Genomic DNA, 21,698 nt, shown 5'->3' on the forward strand with positions numbered 1-21,698 from the left:
TCAGACCGCGAACCCGTCGTCCGCCTGGATCACCGCGCCGTTGATGAAGTGGCTCTCGTTGGCCACCAGCATCATGAGCACCGAATCGAGATCGCGCGGCTGGCCGATGCGCTTGCGCGGCAGCATGTCGATGAGCCGCTTGCCCTGGTCGGTCTGCCAGTGGTGATGATTGATCTCCGTGTCGATGTAGCCGGGGCACAGTGCGTTCACGTTGATCCCGTAGCGGCCCCACTCCAGGGCCATCGCCTTCGTCATGTGGATCACGGCCGCCTTGCTCATCGCGTAGACGCCGATCTGTCCCAGCACCCGCATGCCCGCCATCGAGGCGATGTTCACGATGCGCCCGCCGGTGAAGGTGCCCGGCGCCGATCCCTTGGCGCGCGCGAGCATGCGCTTTCCGACCTCCTGGGCCACGAAGAACGCGCCCTTGGTGTTGGTGTCGAAGACGTAGTCGTAGTCTTCCTCGCTGACGTCGGTCAGCTTCTGCGTGGTGCTGACGCCGGAGTTGTTGATCAGGATGTCGATGGTGCCGAACTCGGTTTCCGCATGCGCGACCGCGGCGCGGATGCCGTGCACGTCGGTCACGTCGACGGTGACCACGTGCGCGTCGCCGCCCGAAGCCTCGATCTCCGCGCGCAGGGTCTTCAGCCGCTCGACGCGCCTGCCGGCGAGCACCACACCGCAACCCGCCGCGGCCAGGGTCTTGGCGAATTGCGTGCCGAGTCCGCTCGATGCGCCGGTGACCAGCGCGACGCGGCCGGACAGGTCGATGCAGTAGCTCATCGAAGCACTCCTGGTCGTTGTCTGTTGCGGCGACGATAGCACGCAGCTTCGGGCCGAATGTGCCGCGACGGTGACAGTGCGCGGCCCTTCGATTGCGGCATTGACAAGAATAGAACGATCGTTCGATTTCACCACTGCCGCTCGTAGAATTGCGGCAATTCCCGTCCTTAGGAAAACCATGACACCGCAAGCGATCCTCGAACAATTCGGCCCGCGCGAGGCGATGGAATACGACGTCCTCGTCGTCGGCGCGGGCCCTGGCGGACTGGCCACCGCGATCCGCGTCAAGCAGCTTGCCGCCGAGCAGGGCAAGGAAGTGTCGGTGGTCGTCCTCGAGAAGGGATCCGAGCCTGGCGTGCACATCCTCTCGGGCGCGGTGATGGACCCGCGCGCGCTGACCGAGCTCATCCCGAACTGGAAAGAGCTCGGCGCGCCCCTCAAGCAGCCGGTCACCGCCGACGACGTGCTGTTCCTCACCGAGAAGGGTTCATGGCGCACGCCCGACTGGCTGGTGCCACTGCCGATGCATAACGAGGGCAACTACGTCATCAGCCTCGGCAATGTGGTGCGCTGGCTGGCGCAGCAGGCGGAAGCGCTCGGCGTCGAGATCTTCCCCGGCTTCGCCGCGGCCGAGGTGCTCTACAACGGAGACGGCTCGGTGAAGGGCGTCGCCACCGGCAACCTGGGCGTCGGGAAGGATGGCGAGCCGACGGAGAGCTTCCAGCTCGGCATGGAGCTGCATGCCAAGTACACGATCTTCGCGGAGGGCGCGCGCGGCCACCTCGGCAAGCAGCTGATCAGGAACTTCAAGCTCGACGAAGGGCGCGATCCGCCCAGCTGGGCCATCGGCGTCAAGGAGCTGTGGGAGATCGATCCCGCCAAGGCCCGGCCGGGCCTGGTGGTTCACACCGCCGGCTGGCCGATGGACACCCAGACATTCGGCGGCGGCTTTCTCTATCACTACGAGGACAACAAGGTCACGCTGGGCCTGGTCGTGGGTCTGGACTACCAGAATCCCTGGCTCAGTCCGTTCGAGGAGATGCAGCGCTGGAAGACCCACCCGCGCATTCGCGAGGTGCTCGAAGGCGGCAAGCGCCTGAGCTACGGCGCGCGTGCCATCAACAACGGCGGGCTGCAGTCGCTTCCCAAGACAGTGTTCCCCGGCGGCGCGCTGATCGGCTGCGACGCAGGCTTCATGAATGCCGCGCGCATCAAGGGCAGCCACGCGGCGATCAAGTCCGGCATGCTGGCCGGCGAAGCCGCGTTCGCGGCGGTGACCGCAGGGCGTCAGCACGATGAGCTGGCGGCGTATCCCGACGCGTTCGAGAAGAGCTGGCTGCGCGACGAGCTCAGCGCCTCGCGCAACTTCAAGCCCTGGTTCAAGAAAGGCTTCTGGATCGGCTCGCTGATGACGGGCATCGAGCAATGGCTGATGCCCAAGCTCGGCATCAAGAGCCCACCGTGGACGCTGCACCGCGACAAGCCAGATCACGCCATGCTCAAGCCTGCCGCCGAGTGCCCGAAGATCGAATACCCGCGTCCGGACGGCAAGCTGACCTTCGACCGCCTGAGCAGCGTCTTCGTCAGCAACACCAACCATGAGGAGAACCAGCCCGCGCACCTGACGCTGAAGGACGCGTCGGTGCCGGTGCAGGTCAACCTCGCGCAGTACGCCGGTCCGGAAAGCCGCTATTGCCCGGCAGGCGTCTACGAGTTCGTCAACGACGGCAGCGGCGAGCGCCTGCAGATCAACGCGCAGAACTGCGTGCACTGCAAGACCTGCGACATCAAGGACCCGAAGCAGAACATCGTGTGGGTCACGCCTGAGGGCGGCGGCGGTCCGAACTACGCCGGCATGTAAGCGGCGGCACGATCCCCGGCCCGCGCGGTTCTGACCGGTGTGGCCTGGGCTACACTCCACCGGCCAGGAGAGAGCTTCACGCGAAGCCGCCGAAGGCGCAGGGCTCCGGCCCGAACGCTCAGGCAAAAGGACTGGCAAGCGCCCTGAAGCAACGCAGGGCGTTCCTCGCTGGAGAGAGACCCGCCCCCGAGCGGGTCCACCGAAGGGGCAAGCGGCCGACCGTCATCCGGCAGCCGCCAATCTCTCAGGTAAAGCGGACAGAGAGGGCATCCCCCAACGCATCATGGATGCGTTGGTCCCAAGAATGCCCTCGGAGAGTGAAGATGTCCGCCACCGAACTGCTCAAGACCCCGCTTTACGCGCTGCACCTCGAACTCGGCGCCAAGATGGTGGAGTTCGCCGGCTACGACATGCCGGTCAACTATCCCGGCGGCATCATCGCCGAGCACAAGCAGTGCCGCGAGTCGGCCGCGCTGTTCGACGTGTCGCACATGGGCCAGCTGCGCCTCATCGGCGACGATGCCGCGCGCGCGCTCGAATCGCTGGTGCCGATGGATGTGGTGGATCTGGGCGTCGGCAAGCAGCGCTATGCGTTCTTCACCAATGCCAGCGGCGGCATCCTCGACGACCTGATGGTCACCCGGCGCGAGCACGACCTGTTCCTGGTGGTCAATGCCGCCTGCAAGGACGCCGACATCCGCCACATGGTCACCCACATCAGCCACCGCTGCACCGTGCAACCCCTGCCCGACCGGGGATTGCTCGCGCTGCAGGGTCCCAAGGCCGTCATCGCCCTGGCCCGATTGAACGCCGATGTCGCCAGGCTCACCTTCATGACCGGCGGCGAATTCGAGCTCTCCGGCATCCGCTGCTTCGTGACCCGCTCCGGCTACACAGGCGAAGACGGCTTCGAGATCTCGGTGCCGGCCGAAGAGGCCGAGGAGCTGGCGCGCGCGCTGCTGTCGCAGCCCGAGGTGAAGCCGGCCGGCCTGGGCGCGCGCGACACGCTGCGGCTGGAGGCGGGCCTGTGCCTCTACGGCCACGACATCAACCAGACGACGACGCCGATCGAGGCCGGACTCACCTGGGCGATCCAGAAAGTGCGCCGCGCCGGCGGCGCGCGTGCCGGCGGGTATCCCGGCGCAAGCGTCGTCGACTCGCAGCTCGCCAACGGCGCGGCCGTCAAGCGTGTCGGCCTGCTCGGCCTCGAGCGCGTGCCGGTGCGCGAAGGTGCGAAGATCACCGATTCGCACGGCCATGTGCTGGGCCACGTCACCAGCGGCACGCTGTCGCCCAGCGTCAACCATCCGATCGCGATGGCCTACCTCGCGGCCAACCACGCGCTGCCGAGCCACGAGGTGTACGCCGACGTGCGCGGCAAGCGTCAGCCGATGCGTGTCTGCGCCATGCCGTTCCACCCGCACCGCTATTTCCGCGGCTGACCCTTTCCCTCTTCCAAGACACTGCCAGGAGCACCGACCCATGACCACCATGTACACGCCCGATCACGAGTGGATCAACATCGAGGACCACGAAGCCGCGACGGTCGGCATCACCCAGCACGCGCAAGATGCGCTGGGCGACGTGGTCTTCGTGGATCTGCCCGAAGTCGGACGCACCTTCAAGAAGGGCGAGGTGGCGGGCGTCGTCGAATCGGTGAAGGCGGCGGCGGACATCTTCATGCCGGTGAGCGGCGAGGTCGTCGAGGTCAACGAGGCACTGCGCGCCGATCCGTCGCTGGCCAACAGCGACCCCCTCGGCAACGGCTGGTTCTTCAAGGTCCACGTGAACGACATGGCGGAGTTCGAGCAGCTCATGGACGGCCCCGCGTACGACGTGCTGGTGAAGAACTCCTGACCGCCCTTTCCTCCACCGCCGGGCTCGACGCCGAAGCCCGCGTCGAGATTTCGTCTTCCTGGAATTGCCATGCTGATGTCCGCCCACTCCTCCAACGCCCGTCCGCTCGGTGAGCTCGAGAACCGCTCCGAGTTCGTCGCCCGCCACATCGGCATCGAAGCCGAAGACGAGCGGCGCATGCTGTCGGTCATCGGCATGGCCTCGCGCCAGGCGCTGATCGACGCGGTGGTGCCGCGCTCCATCGTGCGCGCCAGGCCGATGGACCTGCCCGCGCCGCTGACTGAAGCGCAGGCGCTGGCCGAGCTCAAGGGCATCGCGGGCAAGAACCGCGTGCTGAAAAGCTTCATCGGCCAGGGCTACCACGGCACCCACACCCCCGGGGTCATCCTGCGCAACGTGCTCGAGAACCCGGCCTGGTACACCGCCTACACGCCGTACCAGGCTGAAATCTCGCAGGGCCGCATGGAAGCGCTGGTGAATTTCCAGACCATGGTGACGGACCTCACCGGCCTGGCGATCGCCAACGCCTCCATGCTCGACGAGGCGACCTCGGCCGCGGAGGCGATGACGCTCGCGATGCGCGTCGGCAAGAGCAACGCCCGCGCCTTCTTCGTCGCCGACGACGTGCTGCCGCAGACGCTGGAAGTCGTGCGCACGCGCGCCGAGCCGCTCGGGGTCACCGTCGTCACGGGCCCGGCCGAGGAAGCGGGCTCGGCCGACGCCTTCGCGGTGCTGCTGCAATACCCCGGCGTCACCGGCGTCGTGCGCGACCTCAAGCCGCTGATCGACCAGGTGCACGCGCGCGGCGGCCTCGCCATCGTCGCGGCCGACCTGCTGGCGCTCACCATCCTCACGCCACCCGGCGAGATGGGCGCCGACATCGCCGTCGGCAACACCCAGCGCTTCGGCATGCCGATGGGCAACGGCGGTCCGCACGCCGCCTACATGGCGACCAAGGACGACTTCAAGCGCCAGCTTCCCGGCCGCCTGGTCGGCGTGAGCGTCGACAGTCACGGCGACCCGGCCTACCGCCTGTCGCTGCAGACCCGCGAGCAGCACATCCGGCGCGAGAAGGCCACGTCGAACATCTGCACGGCGCAGGTGCTGCCCGCCGTCGTGGCGAGCATGTTCGCCGTCTATCACGGCCCCGAGGGACTGCGCCGCATCGCGCGCCGCGTGGCGAGCTACACCGCCATCCTCGCCGCGGGTCTCAGGCAGCTCGGGTGCAAGCTCGCACACGAGACCGCCTTCGACACGCTGGAGGTGTTCACCGGAGACCACACCCCCTCGGTCATGCAGGCAGCACGCGACGCCGGCTTCAACCTGCGAAAGGCCTCGGGCGGATCCGTGAGCATCACGCTCGACGAGACCACGCAGCGCGACGACGTCCATGCCCTGTGGACCCTGTTTGCGCAAGGCCAGCTGCTGCCTTCGTTCGCGCAGTTCGAGAACGGCACGCCACCGCTGTTTCCGGCCGACCTGTCGCGCCGCAGCGCCTTCCTCACGCACCCGGTGTTCAACGCCCATCACAGCGAGACCGAGATGCTGCGCTACATCCGCAGCCTGTCCGACAAGGATCTCGCGCTCGACCGCTCGATGATCCCGCTGGGCTCCTGCACGATGAAGCTCAATGCGACCAGCGAGATGATCCCCATCACCTGGCCCGAGTTCGCGCAGGTCCATCCGTTCGCGCCGCGCGACCAGCTCGCCGGCTACCTCGAGCTCGACCAGCAGCTTCGCGACTGGCTGTGCCAGGCCACCGGCTACGCCGGCATCAGCCTGCAGCCCAACGCCGGCTCGCAGGGTGAATACGCCGGCCTGCTGATCATCCGCGCCTACCACCAGGCGCGCGGCGAAGGACATCGCAACGTCTGCCTGATCCCGGAGTCGGCGCATGGCACCAACCCGGCCAGCGCGCAGATGGTCGGCATGCAGGTCGTCGTGACCCGGTGCGACGCCGAGGGCAATGTCGACCTCGCCGACCTGAAAGCCAAGTGCGAGCAGCACGGCCGGCAGCTGGCCTGCATCATGATCACCTACCCGTCGACCTACGGCGTGTTCGACACGCACGTCAAGGAGATGTGCGATCTCGTGCATCGCCACGGCGGCCGCGTCTACGTGGACGGCGCCAACATGAATGCGCTGGTCGGGGTGGCGGCGCCGGGCGAGTTCGGCGGCGACGTCAGCCACCTCAACCTGCACAAGACCTTCTGCATCCCGCACGGCGGCGGCGGGCCGGGCGTCGGACCAGTGTGCGTCGTGGACGACCTGGTGCCCTATCTCCCGGCCCACCGTTCGGGCGGCTTCGGCGACGAGCGCCAGATCGGCGCCGTCTCGGCGGCCCCGCTCGGCAACGCCGCCGTGCTGCCGATCAGCTGGATGTATGTCCGCATGATGGGCGCCGACGGACTCAAGGCCGCTACCGAGACGGCCATCCTCAGCGCCAACTACGTCGCGGCGCGCCTGGCCGACCACTACGACATCCACTTCAGCGGCAACATCGCCGACGTGAAGGGCGGCGGCGTCGCGCACGAGTGCATCCTCGACCTGCGCCCGCTGAAGGACAGCTCCGGCATCAGCGCCGAGGACGTGGCCAAGCGACTCATCGACTACGGCTTCCACGCGCCCACCCTGAGCTTCCCGGTGGCCGGCACGCTGATGGTGGAGCCCACCGAGAGCGAGCCGCTGAACGAGCTGGACCGCTTCTGCGACGCGATGGTCGCCATCCGCGACGAGATCCGCAAGGTCGAGAACGACGCCTGGCCGCGCGAGGACAACCCGCTGAAGGCCGCGCCGCATACCGCCGAAGCGCTGCTCAAGGCCGACTGGCCGCATGCGTACAGCCGCGAGGAAGCCGCCTACCCGCTGAAGAGCCTGAGGCGCCAGAAGTACTGGTCGCCCGTCGGACGCGTCGACAACGTGTACGGGGATCGCAACTTGTTCTGCAGTTGTGTACCCTTGGCAGCCTACGAGGACCGACCACACGAGGGGTGAGCCATGGATGACGTGCCGTTGCCGCCGGCGCCTGGGCATCACGACGTCATCGTCATTGGCGCTGGATTCGGCGGCCTCGGCATGGGCATCCGCCTGAAGCAGTCGGGCCGCGACGACTTCGTCATCGTCGAGCAGAACGCCGGCGTCGGCGGCACCTGGCACGCCAACCGGTATCCCGGCGCGGCCTGCGATATCCCGTCGCTGCTGTATTCGTTCAGCTTCGCGCCCAACCCCGACTGGTCGAGCAACTATCCCGGCCAGCAGGAGATCGAGGCGTACCTCAATCGCTGCGTCGATCGTTTCCGGCTCGGGCCGCATCTGCGCCTGCGCACCCGGATCGCGTCGATCGAGTGGAACGAGGTGTCGCAGCGCTGGAACGTGCTCGCCGAGGAGCGCGGCGGCAAGGCGGTGCAATGGACCGCGCGCGTCGTCGTCAACGCCACCGGCGGGCTGAGCCGTCCCAAGATTCCCGACATCGAAGGCCTGGCCGACTTCACGGGCACCGTCATGCACACGGCGCGCTGGCACGCCGAAGTGCCGCTCGAGCGCAGGCGCATCGGCGTCGTGGGCACCGGCGCCAGCGCCATCCAGATCGTTCCGCAGCTCGTCGACAAGGCTGCGCGGCTCACGCTGTTCCAGCGCACGCCGGCGTGGATCATTCCCAAGCGCCAGCGCCGCCTGAGCGTCGCCGAGCGCTGGCTCTACGACCGTGTTCCGGGCCTGCGAGCGCTGGCGCGGGCGGTCGTGTATGCGATTCACGAGATGCGGGCGCCGGGCTTCATCTGGCAGCCGCGCATCATGGCCTCGATGGAGCCGCTGCTCCTGTCCCGCCTGCGCATGCGCATCAAGGACCCCGCCCTGCGCGCAGCCCTGACGCCGAACTATCGCCTGGGATGCAAGCGCGTCCTGCTGGCCAGCGACTTCTATCCCGCGATGGAGCGGCGCAACGTTCAGCTCGTCACCTCGGCCATCGCCCGCGTCGTGCCCGACGGCGTGGTCACGGCCGACGGAGCGCACCACCCGCTCGACGTACTCGTGCTCGCCACCGGCTTCCAGGCGGCCGAGGCGATGGCGCCCTTCCCCGTGCGCGGGCGCCACGGCCTCGAGCTCAACGACGTGTGGCGCCACGGCGCTCACGCCTATCTGGGCGTGACCGTGCCGGGCTTTCCCAACCTCTTCATGATCGTCGGCCCGAACACCGGGCTGGGCCACAACTCGATGGTGTTCATGATCGAGTCCCAGCTGCGCTACGTGCTTTCGGCGCTCAAGCGCATGGACCACGCCCGCGTCGGGGCGGTCGATGCGCGATGGGATGTCGCCGATGCCTTCAACACCCGCCTGCAGCAGCGCATGAAGCGCACCGTGTGGTCCACCGGCGGCTGCACCAGCTGGTATCAGACGCGCGACGGGCTGATCACGACGCTGTGGCCGGGCACCACGCTCGAATACCGGCTGCGCACCTGGCGTTTCGACCTCGCCGACTACGAGCCGCTACCCACCTGACGCATGGCAGTTTCCGCGTTCGACCTCTTCAAGATCGGCATCGGTCCCAGCAGCTCGCACACCGTCGGCCCCATGCGCGCGGCGCGGGTGTTCGTGCAGCGCCTGCAGCACGACGGCCAGCTCGAGCGCACGGCACGCATCCGCGCCGAGCTGTACGGCTCGCTCGGCGCCACCGGCAAGGGCCACGGCAGCGACAAGGCAGTGCTGCTGGGCCTGGCAGGGCACGAACCCGACACGGTCGATGTCGAGCAGATTCCTGCGCTGCTGCAGGCGATGCGGGCGCAGCACACCTTGCCGCTGGCGGGCACGCACCAAATCGCCTTCGACGAGAAGGCCGACCTCGTGTTCCACCGCCGCGAGAGCCTGCCCTTCCATGCCAACGGCATGCGCTTCCTGGCGTTCGACGCGGGCGGCGCCGAGCTTGCGGCCCGCACCTATTACTCGGTTGGCGGCGGCTTTGTCGTCAGCGACGAGGTGGCCGCGGACGGCAGCCGGCACAAGCAGGTCGCGCCGGACACGACACTGCTGCCGCTGCCCTTCCACTCGGGCGCCGAACTCCTCGAGCTGACGCAGCGCGAGGGCTTGAGCATCGCCGGCGTGATGCGACGCAATGAGCGCCACTGGCGCAGCGACGCCGAGATCGACGCCGGCCTGATGAAGATCTGGCACGTGATGCAGGCCTGTGTCGAACGCGGGCTGCGCACCGACGGCGTGCTGCCGGGAGGCTTCAAGGTGCGGCGGCGCGCCGCCGCCCTGCATCGGCAGCTCTGCGCCAACCCGGAGGCGGCGCTGCGCGATCCGCTGCAGGTGCTCGACTGGGTGAATCTGTATGCGCTGGCCGTCAACGAGGAGAACGCCGCCGGCGGACGCGTGGTGACCGCTCCGACCAACGGCGCGGCCGGCATCGTGCCGGCGGTGCTCCACTACTACACCCGCTTCTATCCGCTTGCCACGGACACCGGCGTGATCGACTTCCTGCTCACCGCCGCGGCCATCGGCATCCTGTACAAGGAGAACGCCTCCATCTCCGGAGCCGAGGTCGGCTGCCAGGGCGAGGTCGGCGTGGCATGTTCCATGGCCGCCGGCGCGCTGTGCGCGGTGATGGGCGGCACGCCGGAGCAGATCGAGAACGCCGCCGAGATCGGCATGGAGCACCACCTGGGGCTCACCTGCGATCCGGTCGGCGGGCTGGTGCAGATCCCGTGCATAGAGCGCAACGCCATCGCGTCAGTGAAGGCAATCAACGCCGCGCGCATGGCGCTGCGCGGCGACGGCACGCACCACGTGAGCCTCGACAAGGTCATCAAGACGATGCGCGAGACGGGCGCGGACATGATGACGAAGTACAAGGAGACCGCGCGGGGCGGGCTGGCCGTGAACATCGTCGAGTGCTGAGCCACGGCCATGCTGAAGCGCTTGCTGCCTGTCTTCACGCCGCTGGTCGCCGCCTGGGCGGCGTGGCAGCGGCGCCGCGTGCTGCGCAACGGGATGCCGCTGACGCCGAGCCAGCAACAGGTGGCCGCCGCGGTCGGCGTGGCCCATCCGGAGCGCATTCGGGTGCGCCTCGTCGAGCGCGTGCCCATTCCTGGAGGCCGCATCGTCGAGCAGGTGGCGCATCGCCTGGACCTGCCGAGTCCCGACGTCGACGGGCTCGCGCTCGGCTACGCGCTCTACCTTCGCGGCGCCGCGCTCAGCATGCCGTTGCTCGCGCACGAATGCCGCCACGTGCGCCAATGCGAGCAGGCCGGCTCGCTGAACTCGTTTCTCTTCGCCTACCTGAAGCAGGTGGCGCGCCACGGCTACGAGGACGCCCCCTTCGAGGCTGACGCACGCGATGCGGCACGCCGCTGGTCGCGTCGTCCCTGAAAAAGCGCCGGCCATCGGGTTGTCACACTCTCGGCCTCAAGTTCTCGCGGCCGGCGCCGAAAACCCCGTGGACTCGGCTCTTCCGGAGACTGCGATGAACACGTCCGGGGCGCAAAGCGCCACTTTCTCGAGCGCCAATCCGCACGCGCTCGCCACCATCCTCGAGGCCAGCGAGACACGATCGATCATCGCTTCGCGGGACATCTTCGACGTCTCCGGCACGAAGCTGTGGGCTCGCGACCAGCCGGTGTCGCAGGCGCTGCAGCGCAAGCTGCTGGACCGCCAGCTGCGTCATCCGCTGGAGAGCTGCCTGTACGCCGAGGACGGCGTCACCTCCCGCTCGCTGGTGCAGTCCGTCGAGGCGCTGCTCGAGCGCGATTCGCCCCTCGCCGTGCTGCTGCGGCCCTGCGCGGATCGCCTGGTGCATGCGGCAACGCACCTGCCGCTGCACTCGGTGGCGCAGCTGCTGCTCACGGCGGGCCAGGCGGCGCGTGCCGAATCGTTCGACCATGCCGTGCAGGCGATGGCGCTGAACGGCGCTCTCGCGCTCGTGCACGGGGCCGACACGCGGCATCTTCGTCTTGCCATGCTCGCCGGCCTGCTGCACGACCTGGGCGAGATGTACATCGCGCCGCAATACGGCGAAGCCGATGCCGACCGCACGCTGGACGCGCAGAGCTACCAGCACCTGGTGGTGCATCCGCACGTCGGGCGGCTGCTGATCGAGCAGCTGACCAACTACCCGCCCGAGGTGGCCCGCGCCGTCGCCGAGCACCACGAACGGCTCGACGGCTCGGGCTATCCGCATTGCCTGCAGCGCGATCAGGTGTCGCCGCTCGGCCGCCTGCTGGCGGTCAGCGAAGCCGCGCTCGGCGTGCTGCGCGGCGAGCGTCCGCACCTGGCCCGCGCCAGCATGGCGCTGCGCGTCGTGCCGGGCGAGTTCGATCTGGGCTGGACCGGCTTGCTGTCGCGCGCCGCGCGCACGCAGCCGGCGCTGCAGGCGACGCTGAGCGCCGACGAGATCAAGGAGCGCCTGGGACGGCTGGATGCCGCCTTGCAGGCCGCGCAGTTCCGCACCAGCACGCTGATGCTGCAGGCGCAGACGCCAGCGCTGAAGGAGGCACTCGGCCTGGCGCAGCACCTGTTGAACCGGCTGCGCACCGGCTGGAACGCCAGCGGCTTGTGGAGCAGCCAAGCGCTTGCCGAGCACGATTGCGCAGAAGTGGAAGCGGTGGAAGACGAGCTGCTGTTCCGGCTGCGCGGAATCGAGCGAGCGACGCGGCTGCGCGCCGGCGAGCTGCCGGCGGCGGATGGAGAGCGACTGGACAGCTTCTGCGAGTGTCTCAGCGCCTGAGTCAGGGCATCGAAACGATCTCGACCCAGTTCGGGTTCTGTCCCAGCGAGTAGCTCTTCAAGGCCTTCAGCGCCCCGCTGTCGCGCTCGATCGCGTAGAGGGTGACGGCATGCGAGAGCTGACCGACCGCCACCAGGTAGCGACCGGACGGATCGATGTTGAAGCCGCGCGGCTGCTTCTCGGTGGGCGTGTGGCCCAGCAGCTTGAGCTGGCCGGTGGATGCGTCGACGGCGAAGGCGGCGAGCGTGCTGGCGGTGCGCTCGGAGGTATAGAGAAAGCGGCCGTCCGGCGTCAGGTGGAGATCCGCGGCCCAAGGCTTGCCGCTGAACCCCGCGGGCAGCGTGCTCAGCGATTGCACGGTCGCCAGGGTGCCGTTCTGCCCATCGAAGCTCAGCACGTCGACGCTGGCGTCGAGCTCGTTGAGCAGGTACACGAAGCGGCCGTTCGGATGGAACACCAGATGCCGCGGCCCTGCCTTGGCGCGCGTGGCCAGCGTGGGCGGTGCGTTGGGCGTGAGCTGGCCGGTGACGGCATCGAAGCGCATCTGCATCACCGCATCGGAACCGAGGTTGCTGACGAGCACGTAGCGGTTCGACGGATCGACCAGGACCGCATGCGCGTTCTGCCCGGTCGGCAGGACCTGGGCCGCCGGGCCCGCGACGCCGTCGCGTCCGATGGGACCCACACTGAGCTTGTGCCCACCGTACGAGGCGGCGAACAGCGAGCGGCCGATGCGGTCGACGGCGATGTAGGCCATGCTGTCCGGCAGCGGCGCGGTGCCGATGGGGCTCAGCCGGCCGTCGCGCGCATCGATGGAAAAGCTGGCGACGGTGTACGGCTGCGAGCGCAGCGCGGCGTAGAGATACTTGCGGTCCGGGCTCACCGCCATCGGCATGACCTGGCCGCCGACCGGCAGGGTCTGCACCAGGGCCAGGTCGCCCTTGTCGGCATCGAGCAACAGGACGGAGATCTCCTTGCTGTCGGCGTTGGAGACGTAGACGAAAGTGGCGGCGTCGGACATCGCGGTACTCAGCAGCAAAGGCAGGGAAAGCAACGCTCGAAGAAGGCGTCGGGGCATGGCGGTCTCCTGGTCACTCGCGCAGCGGCTCAGTAGTTGAGCATTCGCGGCAACCACAGCGATATGGCGGGGATGTAGGTCACCAGCAGGAGCGCAAAGCACATCGCCCCGTAGAACGGCCATAGCTCCTTCGAGACTTCCTCCATCGTCACCTTGCCGATGGCGCACCCGACGAACAGCGTCGGTCCGACCGGCGGCGTGATCAGTCCGATGCCGAGGTTGAGCAGCATGATCATCCCGAAGTGCACCGGGTCCACGCCCATGGCCTTCATCACGGGCAGCATGATCGGCGTGCAGATGAGGATCATCGGCGCCATGTCCATGAAGGTGCCGAGGATGAGCAACATGATGTTCACGAAGAACAGCATCACGTACTTGTTGTCCGTGATGGAAAGGAAGAACTGCGTCGCCATCGACGGCAGCTGCATGATCGCCATCATGTAGCCGAAGCCCGCCGCGAAGCCGATCACCATCATCACCATCGCGACCGTCTTGGTCACCCGGTGCACCAGTTTGGGCAGGTCGCGCCACTTGTAGTCGCGGTAGATCACCATCGTGCAGAAGAACGCGTAGACGCATGCCACGGCCCCTGATTCGATGGCCGTGAAGACGCCGGACAGGATGCCGCCCAGGATGATGACGATGGTCAGCAGTCCCCACACCGCGTCGAGCGCGATCTTGACCGCCTCGCTGAGCGGCACCACGCGGCTGGCCGGAAAGTTGTGCTTGCGCGCCCTGATGAGCACCAGCGCCACGATGGACAGCCCGAACAGCAGGCCGGGGAAGACTCCGGCCATGAACAACGCCGCGATCGACACCGAGCCGCCGGTGGCGATGGAGTAGATGATCGAGTTGTGCGAGGGCGGAACGAGGATCGCCTGCACGGACCCGCAGATGGTGACGTTGGTGGCGAAGACCTTGGAGTAGCCGTTGCGCACCATCTCGGGAATCATCACCGAGCCGATCGCCGCCGTGTCCGCGACCGAGGACCCCGACAGGCAGCCGAACAGCGTCGAGGCCATCACGTTCACCAGCGCCAGTCCGCCGCGGATGAACCCGAGGAAGACCTTCGCCAGGTCGACCAGCCTTCGCGCCACCCCGCCCTCCGACATGATCGCGCCGGCGAGCACGAACAGCGGGATGGTGAGCAGCGCGAAGTCGTCCATGCCGTCGGAGATCTTCAGCATGATCGCCTCGAGCGGAATGTCGATGAAGAGCGCCGTGACCAGCGTGGCCAGGCCCATCGCGTAGGCGACGGGCATGCCGAGGAACATGAAGACGAGGAAGGTGATCAGCAGGATGGCAGCTTGCATGGCGGGCCTTCGTCAGTCCAGTTGCGGCTGATCGCGGAAGGTGAACGAATCCGGCGGTGCATCGCCGAGCCACAGTCGCTCGATCACGAAGAGGATCATCACGACGCCCGACACCGGGATCGGCATGTAGGTGAGACCGGCGGAGAGGCCGGGGAACTCCGCGATGGTGTTGTGCCAGGTGGCCTCGACGAGCAGGATGCCCCACTTGATCATGAAGACGCCGATGACCGCCATGCCGATCTCGGCGACGAACTCGGTGCGTGCGCGGTTCTTGTCGCCCAGCGCATTGAGCAGGGTCGACACGGCGATGTGGGCGCGCGCCCGGTAGGCGGCAGCGCCGCCGATGAAGGAGAAGACCACCATCAGCAGCACGCCGGCCGGCTCGGGCCAGCTCGAGGGCGAGTTCATCGCGTAGCGCATGAAAACGCCATACGGAATGATGATCGTCATCGCGACCATGACGGTCCCGGCGACGCAGATGCAGGCGATGTACAGCCATTCCATCGCCTGCCTGTACAGCTTCTTCATGCTTTCCATGGGCGCTCCAGGCAAAAAAACAGGCACGCGCGCCGGCCGGCCGCGTGCCCGCATCTGCTTCGGCTACTTGGTGTCCTCGATGCGCTTGAGCAGGGCACCGAACTTGGTGCCGTACTTGTCGCGCACCGGCTGAGTGGCCTTGTAGAAGGCGGCCTTGTCCGCGGCCACGAACTGCACGCCCTTCGCCTTGAGCTCCTCGGTGGCCTTGGCTGACTTCTCGTCCCACAGCTGGCGCTGCTCCATCTGGGCCTCGCGGGCCAGCTTCTTCAGCAGCTGCTGGTCAGCCGGGGTCAGCGTGTCCCAGGTGCGCTTGGAGAAGACGAAGATCTCCGGAATGATCAGGTGCCCGGTGAGGCTGTACACCTTGGCGACCTGGTAGTGGTTCTGCGCCAGCACGGTGGGCTCGTTGTTCTCGGCGCCATCGACCACGCCGGTCTGCATGGCCGAGTAGAGCTCGTTGAAGCCCATCGCGACGCCGTTGCCGCCCATCGCGTTCATCGTCTCCACGAAAATGGGATTGCCCATCATGCGGACCTTCATGCCCTTCAGGTCGCCGGGCTTGGTCACCGGCTTGTTCGAATAGACGTTGCGGGTTCCGGCGTCCATCCAGCCCAGCGCGATCAGTCGGGTCTGCGGCGAGGCGGAAATCTTGTCGAGCAATTCGGTGCCGATCGGGCCGTCGATCACCTTGCGCATGTGCGCTTCATCGCGAAAGATGAAAGGCAGGTTGAAGACGTTCAGCTCGTCCACCACCGGACCCATCGCGCCCACCGAGATCCGGGCGATCTGCAGGGCACCCACTTGCGCCTGCTCGATCATCTCCTTCTCGCCGCCGAGCTGCATCGACGGGTACATCTGGATCGAGATGCGGCCGTTGGTCTGCTGCTCCAGCTTCTTGCCCATGCGCTGGATGGCCTCGACGGTCGGGTAGCCGAGCGGGTGCACGTCGGACGCCTTCCACACCACCTTGTCCTGCGCCAAGGCGATGCCCGGCACCGTGCCCGCGGCGAGGGACGAGGCGCACAGCTTGATCAGTTCGCGACGCTTCATGAATGTCTCCTTCTCTGGTTGCACCGGATGCGGGCCGTTGCGCGTGGGCCGCGGCACGTTTGTTCTACGTTTTTTCGACTATGGCATGCGCGTTCTAAACGGGGCAACGGGTTTCATTCGAAAGGCCCGGTGCGCACGAACACGCCCCCCTGAAAGATCGTTGCCGGATCGTCAAGGAGCCGGGTGCGATGGGAGGGGACATCAGGGGATTCCGAGAGTTGGACAGCGGCGCCGCTTTTGCATACATTGAGGAGCAGCCGATGTACGTTATCTGTTGTCATACAACGGCGGTATGGTCGGCAGGCCACCGGCGCCTGTCAATAGCGAACTCCCAGGGGAAACCCGCGACGACATGCACGCTCCCGGCAGTCACTCCCACCCGCAACGGCGTCCCCGCAATCTGGCGCTCGGACTGGTCGACACCATGACCGCGCGCATCCGCGAGGGACAGATGCGCTCCGGCGACAAGCTGCCCACCGAGGCGGCGATCATGAGCGAGTTCGGCGTCAGCCGCACCGTGGTGCGCGAAGCGTTGTCCAAGCTGCAGGCTGGCGGACTGGTCGAGACACGCCACGGCGTGGGGACCTTCGTGGTCGGCACCGGCGAGACCACCAACTTCCGCATCGCGCCGGAGCAGATCGCCACCGCGCGCGAGGTCATCGCGGTGCTCGAGCTGCGCATCGGCCTGGAGACCGAAGCGGCTGGCCTGGCCGCCGTGCGCCGCACCGACGACAACCTGAGCGCGATGCGCCAGGCGCTGGCATCGTTCACCACCGCCATCGAAGAGAACGGCGACGCGCTCGCGCCCGATTTCCAGTTCCACCTCGAGGTCGCCAAGGCGACGCAGAACGTGCACTTCCTGGAGCTGATGACCTATCTCGGCACGATGATCATCCCGCGCGCGCGGCTCAACACCGCCAAGGTTGCGGGCGAAGGCCGCCGCGACTACCTGCACCGCGTGAACACCGAGCACGAGAACATCGTCAACGCGATCGCCAACCACGATCCCGAAGCGGCTCGGGCGGCGATGCGCACGCATCTGGCGAACAGCCGCGAGCGCCTGCGTCGAGCAAACGAGGCGGTGGGCGCGTAAGCCGCTCGCGGCCAGATTTCTGCTTGAACTTGTGCGCACCATGTTGTACGATGACTGACAACTAAGGAGGCACCGCATGCTGTATTCACCCTCCCGCAGACGTCTGCTGCAAGTCACCGGCGTCGCCGCGGCCACGCTCGCCCTGCCCGCACTGGCCCAGCAGAGCTGGGCCACCAAGCCGATCCGGATCGTGGTGCCCTACCCGCCCGGCGGCTCGTCGGACATCATCGCGCGCCTGATCAGCCAGCCCCTGTCCGAGGCGCTGAAACAGCCGGTGGTCATCGAGAACAAGGCCGGCGCCAACGGCAACCTCGGCACCGACGCGGTGGCCAAGGCCGCGCCCGACGGCCACACGCTTCTGTTGTGCGACGTGGGCGCGCTGGCGATCACCGGATCGGTCTACACGAAGCTTCCCTTCGACCCGTCCAAGGACCTGGCCGGGGTGACCATGCTGGCCTACTCGCCGCACATGCTTGTCGTACATCCCTCGGTGCCGGCGAACACGCTGCCCGAGCTGGTGGCGCTGTCGAAGACGACCCAGCTCAACTTCGCGGTCACCGCCATCGGCAGCGCGCCGCACCTGGCCGGCGTGGCCGTGGAGCGGGCGACCGGCGCCAAGTGGCTCTACATCCCGTACAAGGGCGGCGCGCAGGCCATCGGGGACACCGTCGGCGGCCAGGCCCAGGTGCTGATGAACGGCATGCTGGCCACACTGCCCCACGTGCAGTCGGGCAAGCTGAAGGCGATCGCCGTCTCCAAGCGCACGCGCATGGCCCTCACGCCCAACCTGCCGACCATCGCCGAGACCGGCGTGCCGGGCTTCGAGTCGGGCACCTGGCAAGGGGTGCTGGCGCCGGCGGGCACGCCCGCGAACATCGTGCAGGCGCTCAATACCGAGCTGGTGCGCATCATCCGCTCGCCCGACATCCGCGCCCGGCTGGTCGCGCAGGGCGCCGAGGTGGCCACCATGACGCCCCCCGAATTCAAGCAGTTCTTCACCACCGAGCGCACGCGCTGGGCCAAGGTCGTGGCCGAAGCGGGCGTGCGTCTCGACTGACCCGAGTCCCTCATGACACCCCAGGATCTCAAGCACATCATCTCGTCGGGCCTGCTCTCGTTCCCGATCACCGACTTCGACACCGAAGGCAACTTCGACGCGCGCTCGTACGCGGCCCGGCTCGAGTGGCTGGCGCCGTATGGCGCCACCGCGCTGTTCGCGGCTGGAGGCACCGGCGAGTTCTTCTCGCTGGCCGGCAGTGAGTACGCCGACATCATCCGCACCGCGGTGAACACCTGCCGCGGCAAGGTGCCCATCATCGCCGGCGCCGGCGGACCGACGCGCCAGGCGATCGCCTGCGCGCAGGAGGCCGAGCGGCTGGGCGCCCACGGCATCCTCCTGCTGCCCCACTACCTCACCGAGGCCAGCCCCGAAGGCGTCGCGGCGCACGTCGAGGCGGTGTGCCGCTCGGTGAAGTTCGGCGTCATCGTCTACAACCGCGCGGTGTGCCGGCTCACGCCGGCGACGCTGACGATGCTGGCCGAGCGCTGCCCCAACCTGGTAGGGTTCAAGGACGGCATCGGCGACATCGAGCTGATGGTGAGCATTCGCCAGGCGCTGGGCGAGCGCTTCGCCTACCTGGGTGGCCTGCCCACGGCGGAGGTGTATGCCGCGGCCTACAAGGCGCTGGGCGTGCCGGTGTACTCCTCGGCGGTGTTCAACTTCGTGCCCAAGACCGCGCTCGAGTTCTATCGCGCGGTCGCCGACGACGACCGCGCCACGCAAAGCCGCCTGCTCGACGACTTCTTCCTGCCGTACCTGACCATCCGCAACCGCAAGGCGGGCTACGCTGTCAGCATCGTGAAGGCCGGCGCGCGAATCGTCGGGCATCCCGGCGGGCCGGTGCGCACGCCGTTGACCGATCTGACGGCCGAAGAGACGGAGCAGCTGGCAAGGCTGATCCGCAAGCTCGGGCCGCAGTAGCACATCGAGGCCGACCATGACCGAACACCTTCACTACATCGGCGGCGAATGGGTCGCCGGCAACGGCTTCACGCCGAACGTCAATCCGTCGGACCTGGCCGACACCATCGGCCAGTACGCCAAAGGCAGTGCCGCGCAGGTCGACCAGGCGGTGCGTGCAGCGCGTGCCGCGATGCCGGCCTGGCAGGGCTTCAACGTGCAGGCGCGTGCCGATGCGCTGGAGAAGATCGGCACCGAGATTCTCGCCCGCAAGGACGAGCTCGGCGCCCTGCTCGCACGCGAGGAGGGCAAGACGCGCATCGAGGCGGTGGGCGAGGTCTCGCGCGCCGGCAACATCTTCAAGTTCTTCGCCGGCGAATGCCTGCGCACCGGCGGCGAGCTGCTGCCTTCGGTGCGATCGAACGTCGGCGTCGAGATCACGCGCGAGCCGGTCGGCGTGGTCGGCATCATCAGCCCGTGGAACTTCCCGATCGCGATCCCCGCCTGGAAGATCGCGCCGGCGCTGGCCTACGGCAACTGCGTCGTCATCAAGCCGGCCGACATCGTGCCGGGCAGCGCCTGGGCGCTGGCCGAGATCATCTCGCGTGCCGGGTTGCCGGCCGGCGCGTTCAACCTCGTGATGGGCAGCGGGCGCGACGTCGGCCAGGCGCTGATCGACCACCCCGGCATCGATGCGGTCAGCTTCACCGGATCGCAGACCGTCGGCCGGCAGGTCGCGGCGGCCTGCGTGGCGCGTGGCGCGAAGGTGCAGCTCGAGATGGGCGGCAAGAACCCGCAGGTGGTGCTCGACGACGCCGACCTCGGCATGGCGGTCGAGCTGTGCGCCCAAAGCGCGTTCTTCTCGACCGGGCAGCGCTGCACCGCGTCCAGCCGCCTGATCGTCACCCAGGGCATCCACGACCGCTTCGTGGCCGCCCTTGCCGAGCGCATGGGCAAGCTGAAGGTGGGCCACGCAATGGCCGCCGGCACCGACATCGGTCCGGTGGTGTCGCTGGCGCAGCTGGAGCAGGACCTGCGCTATGTCGACATCGGGCGCGGCGAAGGCGCGCGGCTGGTCGCCGGGGGCGAGCGGCTGGTGCGCGAGACCGAGGGCCACTTCCTGGCGCCGGCACTGTTCACCGAGACGCTGCCCGCGATGCAGATCAACCGCGAAGAGATCTTCGGACCCGTGGCCAGCGTGATCCGCGCGCGCGATTACGACGAGGCGCTTGCGCTCGCCAACGACACGCCGTTCGGCCTGTCGGCCGGCATCGCCACCACCTCGCTCAAGCACGCGACGCACTTCAAGCGGCACGCCCAGGCCGGCATGGTCATGGTGAACCTGCCGACCGCCGGCGTGGACTATCACGTGCCCTTCGGCGGCCGCAAGGGCTCGAGCTACGGTCCGCGCGAGCAAGGACGCTACGCGGTCGAGTTCTACACGACGGTGAAGACCGCCTACACCCTGGCCTGATGAGGGCACGCCCCGCCCCGCGGCTCGGGGGTCGCGGCGTGCGGGCATGCCGGCGCCGCGCTACCCTGCGCCGGTGGACAACCCGACACCCCCTGCGGTGGACCTCGCCGCGTACCTGCAGCGCATCGGCTGGGCCGGGCCGTACGCCCCCGATCGCGAGACCCTCAAGCGCCTGGCATCGCTGCACACCGCCGCCATCCCGTTCGAGAATCTCAACCCGCTGCTGCGCATGCCTGTGCCGCTCGACCTGGTCTCGCTGCAAGCGAAGCTGGTGGCGGCACGGCGCGGCGGCTACTGCTTCGAGCACAACACGCTGTTCGCCGGGGTCCTGCGAGACATGGGGTTCGCGGTGACGACGTTGGCGGCGCGCGTGCTGTGGGGACGGCCCGAAGACGCCATCACCCCGCGCAGCCACATGCTGCTCCGGGTCGATCTGCCCGAGGGTCCATTCATCGCCGACGTCGGCTTCGGCGGCCTCACGCTGACCGGCGCGCTCGAGCTGAAAGCCGACGTGCCGCAGCCCACGCCGCACGAGCGCTTTCGCCTCGTCGAGCACGAGGGCGTCTGGCGCATGCAGGCGCTGGTGCGCGGCGAATGGAGCTCGCTGTACCGCTTCGACCTGGAGCTGCAGCACGCGATCGACTACGAGGTGGCGAACTGGTATGTGGCCGCGAATCCGGCGTCGCACTTCGTGCACCACCTGATGGCCGCACGTGCACTGCCGGGCAGACGCCTGGCCCTGATGGACCGTGATTTCGCCGTGCACGCCCTGCACGGCGACACCGAGCGGCGCACGCTTCAGAGCCCCGACGAGATCGCCGAGGTGCTGGAGCGCGAATTCGGGATCGCAATGTCCGACGCCAGCATCTTGCGCGAACGCCTGGAGCTCTTCTTCACGTAGCTGCGATGCAGCACAGCGACATCCGCGACAGTCGCGCCGGCACGCCCATTGCCCGTCTTCAGGCACCTTCACCA

18 protein-coding genes and 2 riboswitches are annotated in these 21,698 nt (G+C 67.9%); of the genes, 13 read left to right on the top strand and 5 right to left on the bottom strand.

Annotated features, from left to right (window positions below):
• Positions 1 to 783 carry an SDR family oxidoreductase gene (locus P7V53_RS16665; RefSeq protein WP_280150528.1) on the bottom strand — a complete coding sequence of 261 codons (783 nt, stop codon included), beginning with the start codon at positions 781 to 783 and terminating at the stop codon, positions 1 to 3.
• Positions 784 to 961: 178 nt separating this feature from the next.
• On the opposite strand from P7V53_RS16665, the gene P7V53_RS16670 reads away from it, so the two are divergent.
• The 8 genes from P7V53_RS16670 (at position 962) to P7V53_RS16705 (ending at position 12,218) form a co-directional block, all read left to right on the top strand.
• Positions 962 to 2,644 (top strand): electron transfer flavoprotein-ubiquinone oxidoreductase, encoded by a 1,683-nt coding sequence (locus P7V53_RS16670; protein ID WP_280150529.1) that lies wholly within the window; start codon positions 962 to 964, stop codon positions 2,642 to 2,644.
• 54 nt (positions 2,645 to 2,698) lie between these two features.
• A riboswitch (glycine riboswitch) is annotated at positions 2,699 to 2,788 on the top strand.
• A gap of 14 nt (positions 2,789 to 2,802) precedes the next feature.
• A riboswitch (glycine riboswitch) is annotated at positions 2,803 to 2,915 on the top strand.
• A 52-nt stretch (positions 2,916 to 2,967) separates the two neighbouring features.
• Positions 2,968 to 4,086 (top strand): glycine cleavage system aminomethyltransferase GcvT, encoded by a 1,119-nt coding sequence (gene gcvT / locus P7V53_RS16675; protein WP_280150531.1) that lies wholly within the window; start codon positions 2,968 to 2,970, stop codon positions 4,084 to 4,086.
• 40 nt (positions 4,087 to 4,126) lie between these two features.
• Positions 4,127 to 4,501 (top strand): glycine cleavage system protein GcvH, encoded by a 375-nt coding sequence (gcvH, locus tag P7V53_RS16680; RefSeq protein WP_280150533.1) that lies wholly within the window; start codon positions 4,127 to 4,129, stop codon positions 4,499 to 4,501.
• 69 nt (positions 4,502 to 4,570) lie between these two features.
• Positions 4,571 to 7,495 carry an aminomethyl-transferring glycine dehydrogenase gene (gcvP, locus tag P7V53_RS16685; RefSeq protein ID WP_280150534.1) on the top strand — a complete coding sequence of 975 codons (2,925 nt, stop codon included), beginning with the start codon at positions 4,571 to 4,573 and terminating at the stop codon, positions 7,493 to 7,495.
• A gap of 3 nt (positions 7,496 to 7,498) precedes the next feature.
• Entirely contained in the window at positions 7,499 to 8,998 is a 1,500-nt protein-coding gene (locus P7V53_RS16690; protein WP_280150535.1) for an NAD(P)/FAD-dependent oxidoreductase, read from the top strand.
• Between the two features lie 3 nt (positions 8,999 to 9,001).
• Positions 9,002 to 10,393: an L-serine ammonia-lyase gene (locus P7V53_RS16695; RefSeq protein WP_280150536.1), complete on the top strand. Its 1,392-nt coding sequence runs from the start codon at positions 9,002 to 9,004 to the stop codon at positions 10,391 to 10,393.
• A 9-nt stretch (positions 10,394 to 10,402) separates the two neighbouring features.
• Complete coding sequence (locus P7V53_RS16700; RefSeq protein WP_280150537.1) at positions 10,403 to 10,864, top strand: hypothetical protein; 462 nt, start codon at positions 10,403 to 10,405, stop codon at positions 10,862 to 10,864.
• Between the two features lie 94 nt (positions 10,865 to 10,958).
• Entirely contained in the window at positions 10,959 to 12,218 is a 1,260-nt protein-coding gene (locus tag P7V53_RS16705) for an HD domain-containing phosphohydrolase (protein ID WP_280150538.1), read from the top strand.
• Position 12,219: 1 nt separating this feature from the next.
• Here the strand turns inward: P7V53_RS16705 and P7V53_RS16710 are convergent, their stop codons facing one another.
• From P7V53_RS16710 to P7V53_RS16725, 4 genes are all read right to left on the bottom strand, one after another.
• On the bottom strand, positions 12,220 to 13,296 hold the full coding sequence (locus tag P7V53_RS16710) for a beta-propeller fold lactonase family protein (protein ID WP_280150539.1): 1,077 nt from the start codon (positions 13,294 to 13,296) through the stop codon (positions 12,220 to 12,222).
• A gap of 29 nt (positions 13,297 to 13,325) precedes the next feature.
• Positions 13,326 to 14,609: a TRAP transporter large permease gene (locus P7V53_RS16715; protein WP_280150540.1), complete on the bottom strand. Its 1,284-nt coding sequence runs from the start codon at positions 14,607 to 14,609 to the stop codon at positions 13,326 to 13,328.
• Between the two features lie 12 nt (positions 14,610 to 14,621).
• The gene (locus P7V53_RS16720; RefSeq protein ID WP_280150541.1) at positions 14,622 to 15,146 is read right to left on the bottom strand and encodes a TRAP transporter small permease; all 525 of its coding nucleotides are present in this window, start codon (positions 15,144 to 15,146) and stop codon (positions 14,622 to 14,624) included.
• 63 nt (positions 15,147 to 15,209) lie between these two features.
• On the bottom strand, positions 15,210 to 16,196 hold the full coding sequence (locus P7V53_RS16725) for a TRAP transporter substrate-binding protein (protein ID WP_280150542.1): 987 nt from the start codon (positions 16,194 to 16,196) through the stop codon (positions 15,210 to 15,212).
• Between the two features lie 424 nt (positions 16,197 to 16,620).
• Here P7V53_RS16725 and P7V53_RS16730 point away from each other — a divergent pair, with 424 nt between their 5' ends.
• The 5 genes from P7V53_RS16730 (at position 16,621) to P7V53_RS16750 (ending at position 21,624) form a co-directional block, all read left to right on the top strand.
• Complete coding sequence (locus tag P7V53_RS16730) at positions 16,621 to 17,289, top strand: FadR/GntR family transcriptional regulator (protein WP_280150544.1); 669 nt, start codon at positions 16,621 to 16,623, stop codon at positions 17,287 to 17,289.
• Positions 17,290 to 17,365: 76 nt separating this feature from the next.
• On the top strand, positions 17,366 to 18,346 hold the full coding sequence (locus P7V53_RS16735) for a tripartite tricarboxylate transporter substrate binding protein (protein WP_280150546.1): 981 nt from the start codon (positions 17,366 to 17,368) through the stop codon (positions 18,344 to 18,346).
• A gap of 12 nt (positions 18,347 to 18,358) precedes the next feature.
• On the top strand, positions 18,359 to 19,270 hold the full coding sequence (gene kdgD / locus P7V53_RS16740; protein ID WP_280150548.1) for a 5-dehydro-4-deoxyglucarate dehydratase: 912 nt from the start codon (positions 18,359 to 18,361) through the stop codon (positions 19,268 to 19,270).
• Positions 19,271 to 19,286: 16 nt separating this feature from the next.
• Positions 19,287 to 20,723 (top strand): aldehyde dehydrogenase family protein, encoded by a 1,437-nt coding sequence (locus tag P7V53_RS16745; protein WP_280150549.1) that lies wholly within the window; start codon positions 19,287 to 19,289, stop codon positions 20,721 to 20,723.
• Between the two features lie 46 nt (positions 20,724 to 20,769).
• Positions 20,770 to 21,624, top strand: a complete 855-nt coding sequence (locus P7V53_RS16750) for an arylamine N-acetyltransferase (RefSeq protein ID WP_280150551.1) — start codon at positions 20,770 to 20,772, stop codon at positions 21,622 to 21,624.
• Positions 21,625 to 21,698: the final 74 nt, after the last annotated feature.

The organism is Piscinibacter sp. XHJ-5, assembly GCF_029855045.1.
Classification (GTDB): Bacteria; Pseudomonadota; Gammaproteobacteria; order Burkholderiales; family Burkholderiaceae_C; genus Albitalea.

Coding starts and splice junctions, on each gene's coding strand:
- P7V53_RS16710 (WP_280150539.1), bottom strand. CDS start 13,296: ATGCCCCGACGCCTTCTTCGAGCGTTGCTTTCCCTGCCTTTGCTGCTG.
- P7V53_RS16720 (WP_280150541.1), bottom strand. CDS start 15,146: ATGGAAAGCATGAAGAAGCTGTACAGGCAGGCGATGGAATGGCTGTAC.
- P7V53_RS16745 (WP_280150549.1), top strand. CDS start 19,287: ATGACCGAACACCTTCACTACATCGGCGGCGAATGGGTCGCCGGCAAC.
- kdgD (WP_280150548.1), top strand. CDS start 18,359: ATGACACCCCAGGATCTCAAGCACATCATCTCGTCGGGCCTGCTCTCG.
- P7V53_RS16725 (WP_280150542.1), bottom strand. CDS start 16,196: ATGAAGCGTCGCGAACTGATCAAGCTGTGCGCCTCGTCCCTCGCCGCG.
- P7V53_RS16665 (WP_280150528.1), bottom strand. CDS start 783: ATGAGCTACTGCATCGACCTGTCCGGCCGCGTCGCGCTGGTCACCGGC.
- P7V53_RS16730 (WP_280150544.1), top strand. CDS start 16,621: ATGACCGCGCGCATCCGCGAGGGACAGATGCGCTCCGGCGACAAGCTG.
- P7V53_RS16695 (WP_280150536.1), top strand. CDS start 9,002: ATGGCAGTTTCCGCGTTCGACCTCTTCAAGATCGGCATCGGTCCCAGC.
- P7V53_RS16700 (WP_280150537.1), top strand. CDS start 10,403: ATGCTGAAGCGCTTGCTGCCTGTCTTCACGCCGCTGGTCGCCGCCTGG.
- gcvP (WP_280150534.1), top strand. CDS start 4,571: ATGCTGATGTCCGCCCACTCCTCCAACGCCCGTCCGCTCGGTGAGCTC.
- P7V53_RS16690 (WP_280150535.1), top strand. CDS start 7,499: ATGGATGACGTGCCGTTGCCGCCGGCGCCTGGGCATCACGACGTCATC.
- gcvT (WP_280150531.1), top strand. CDS start 2,968: ATGTCCGCCACCGAACTGCTCAAGACCCCGCTTTACGCGCTGCACCTC.
- P7V53_RS16670 (WP_280150529.1), top strand. CDS start 962: ATGACACCGCAAGCGATCCTCGAACAATTCGGCCCGCGCGAGGCGATG.
- P7V53_RS16705 (WP_280150538.1), top strand. CDS start 10,959: ATGAACACGTCCGGGGCGCAAAGCGCCACTTTCTCGAGCGCCAATCCG.
- gcvH (WP_280150533.1), top strand. CDS start 4,127: ATGACCACCATGTACACGCCCGATCACGAGTGGATCAACATCGAGGAC.
- P7V53_RS16715 (WP_280150540.1), bottom strand. CDS start 14,609: ATGCAAGCTGCCATCCTGCTGATCACCTTCCTCGTCTTCATGTTCCTC.
- P7V53_RS16735 (WP_280150546.1), top strand. CDS start 17,366: ATGCTGTATTCACCCTCCCGCAGACGTCTGCTGCAAGTCACCGGCGTC.
- P7V53_RS16750 (WP_280150551.1), top strand. CDS start 20,770: ATGCCGGCGCCGCGCTACCCTGCGCCGGTGGACAACCCGACACCCCCT.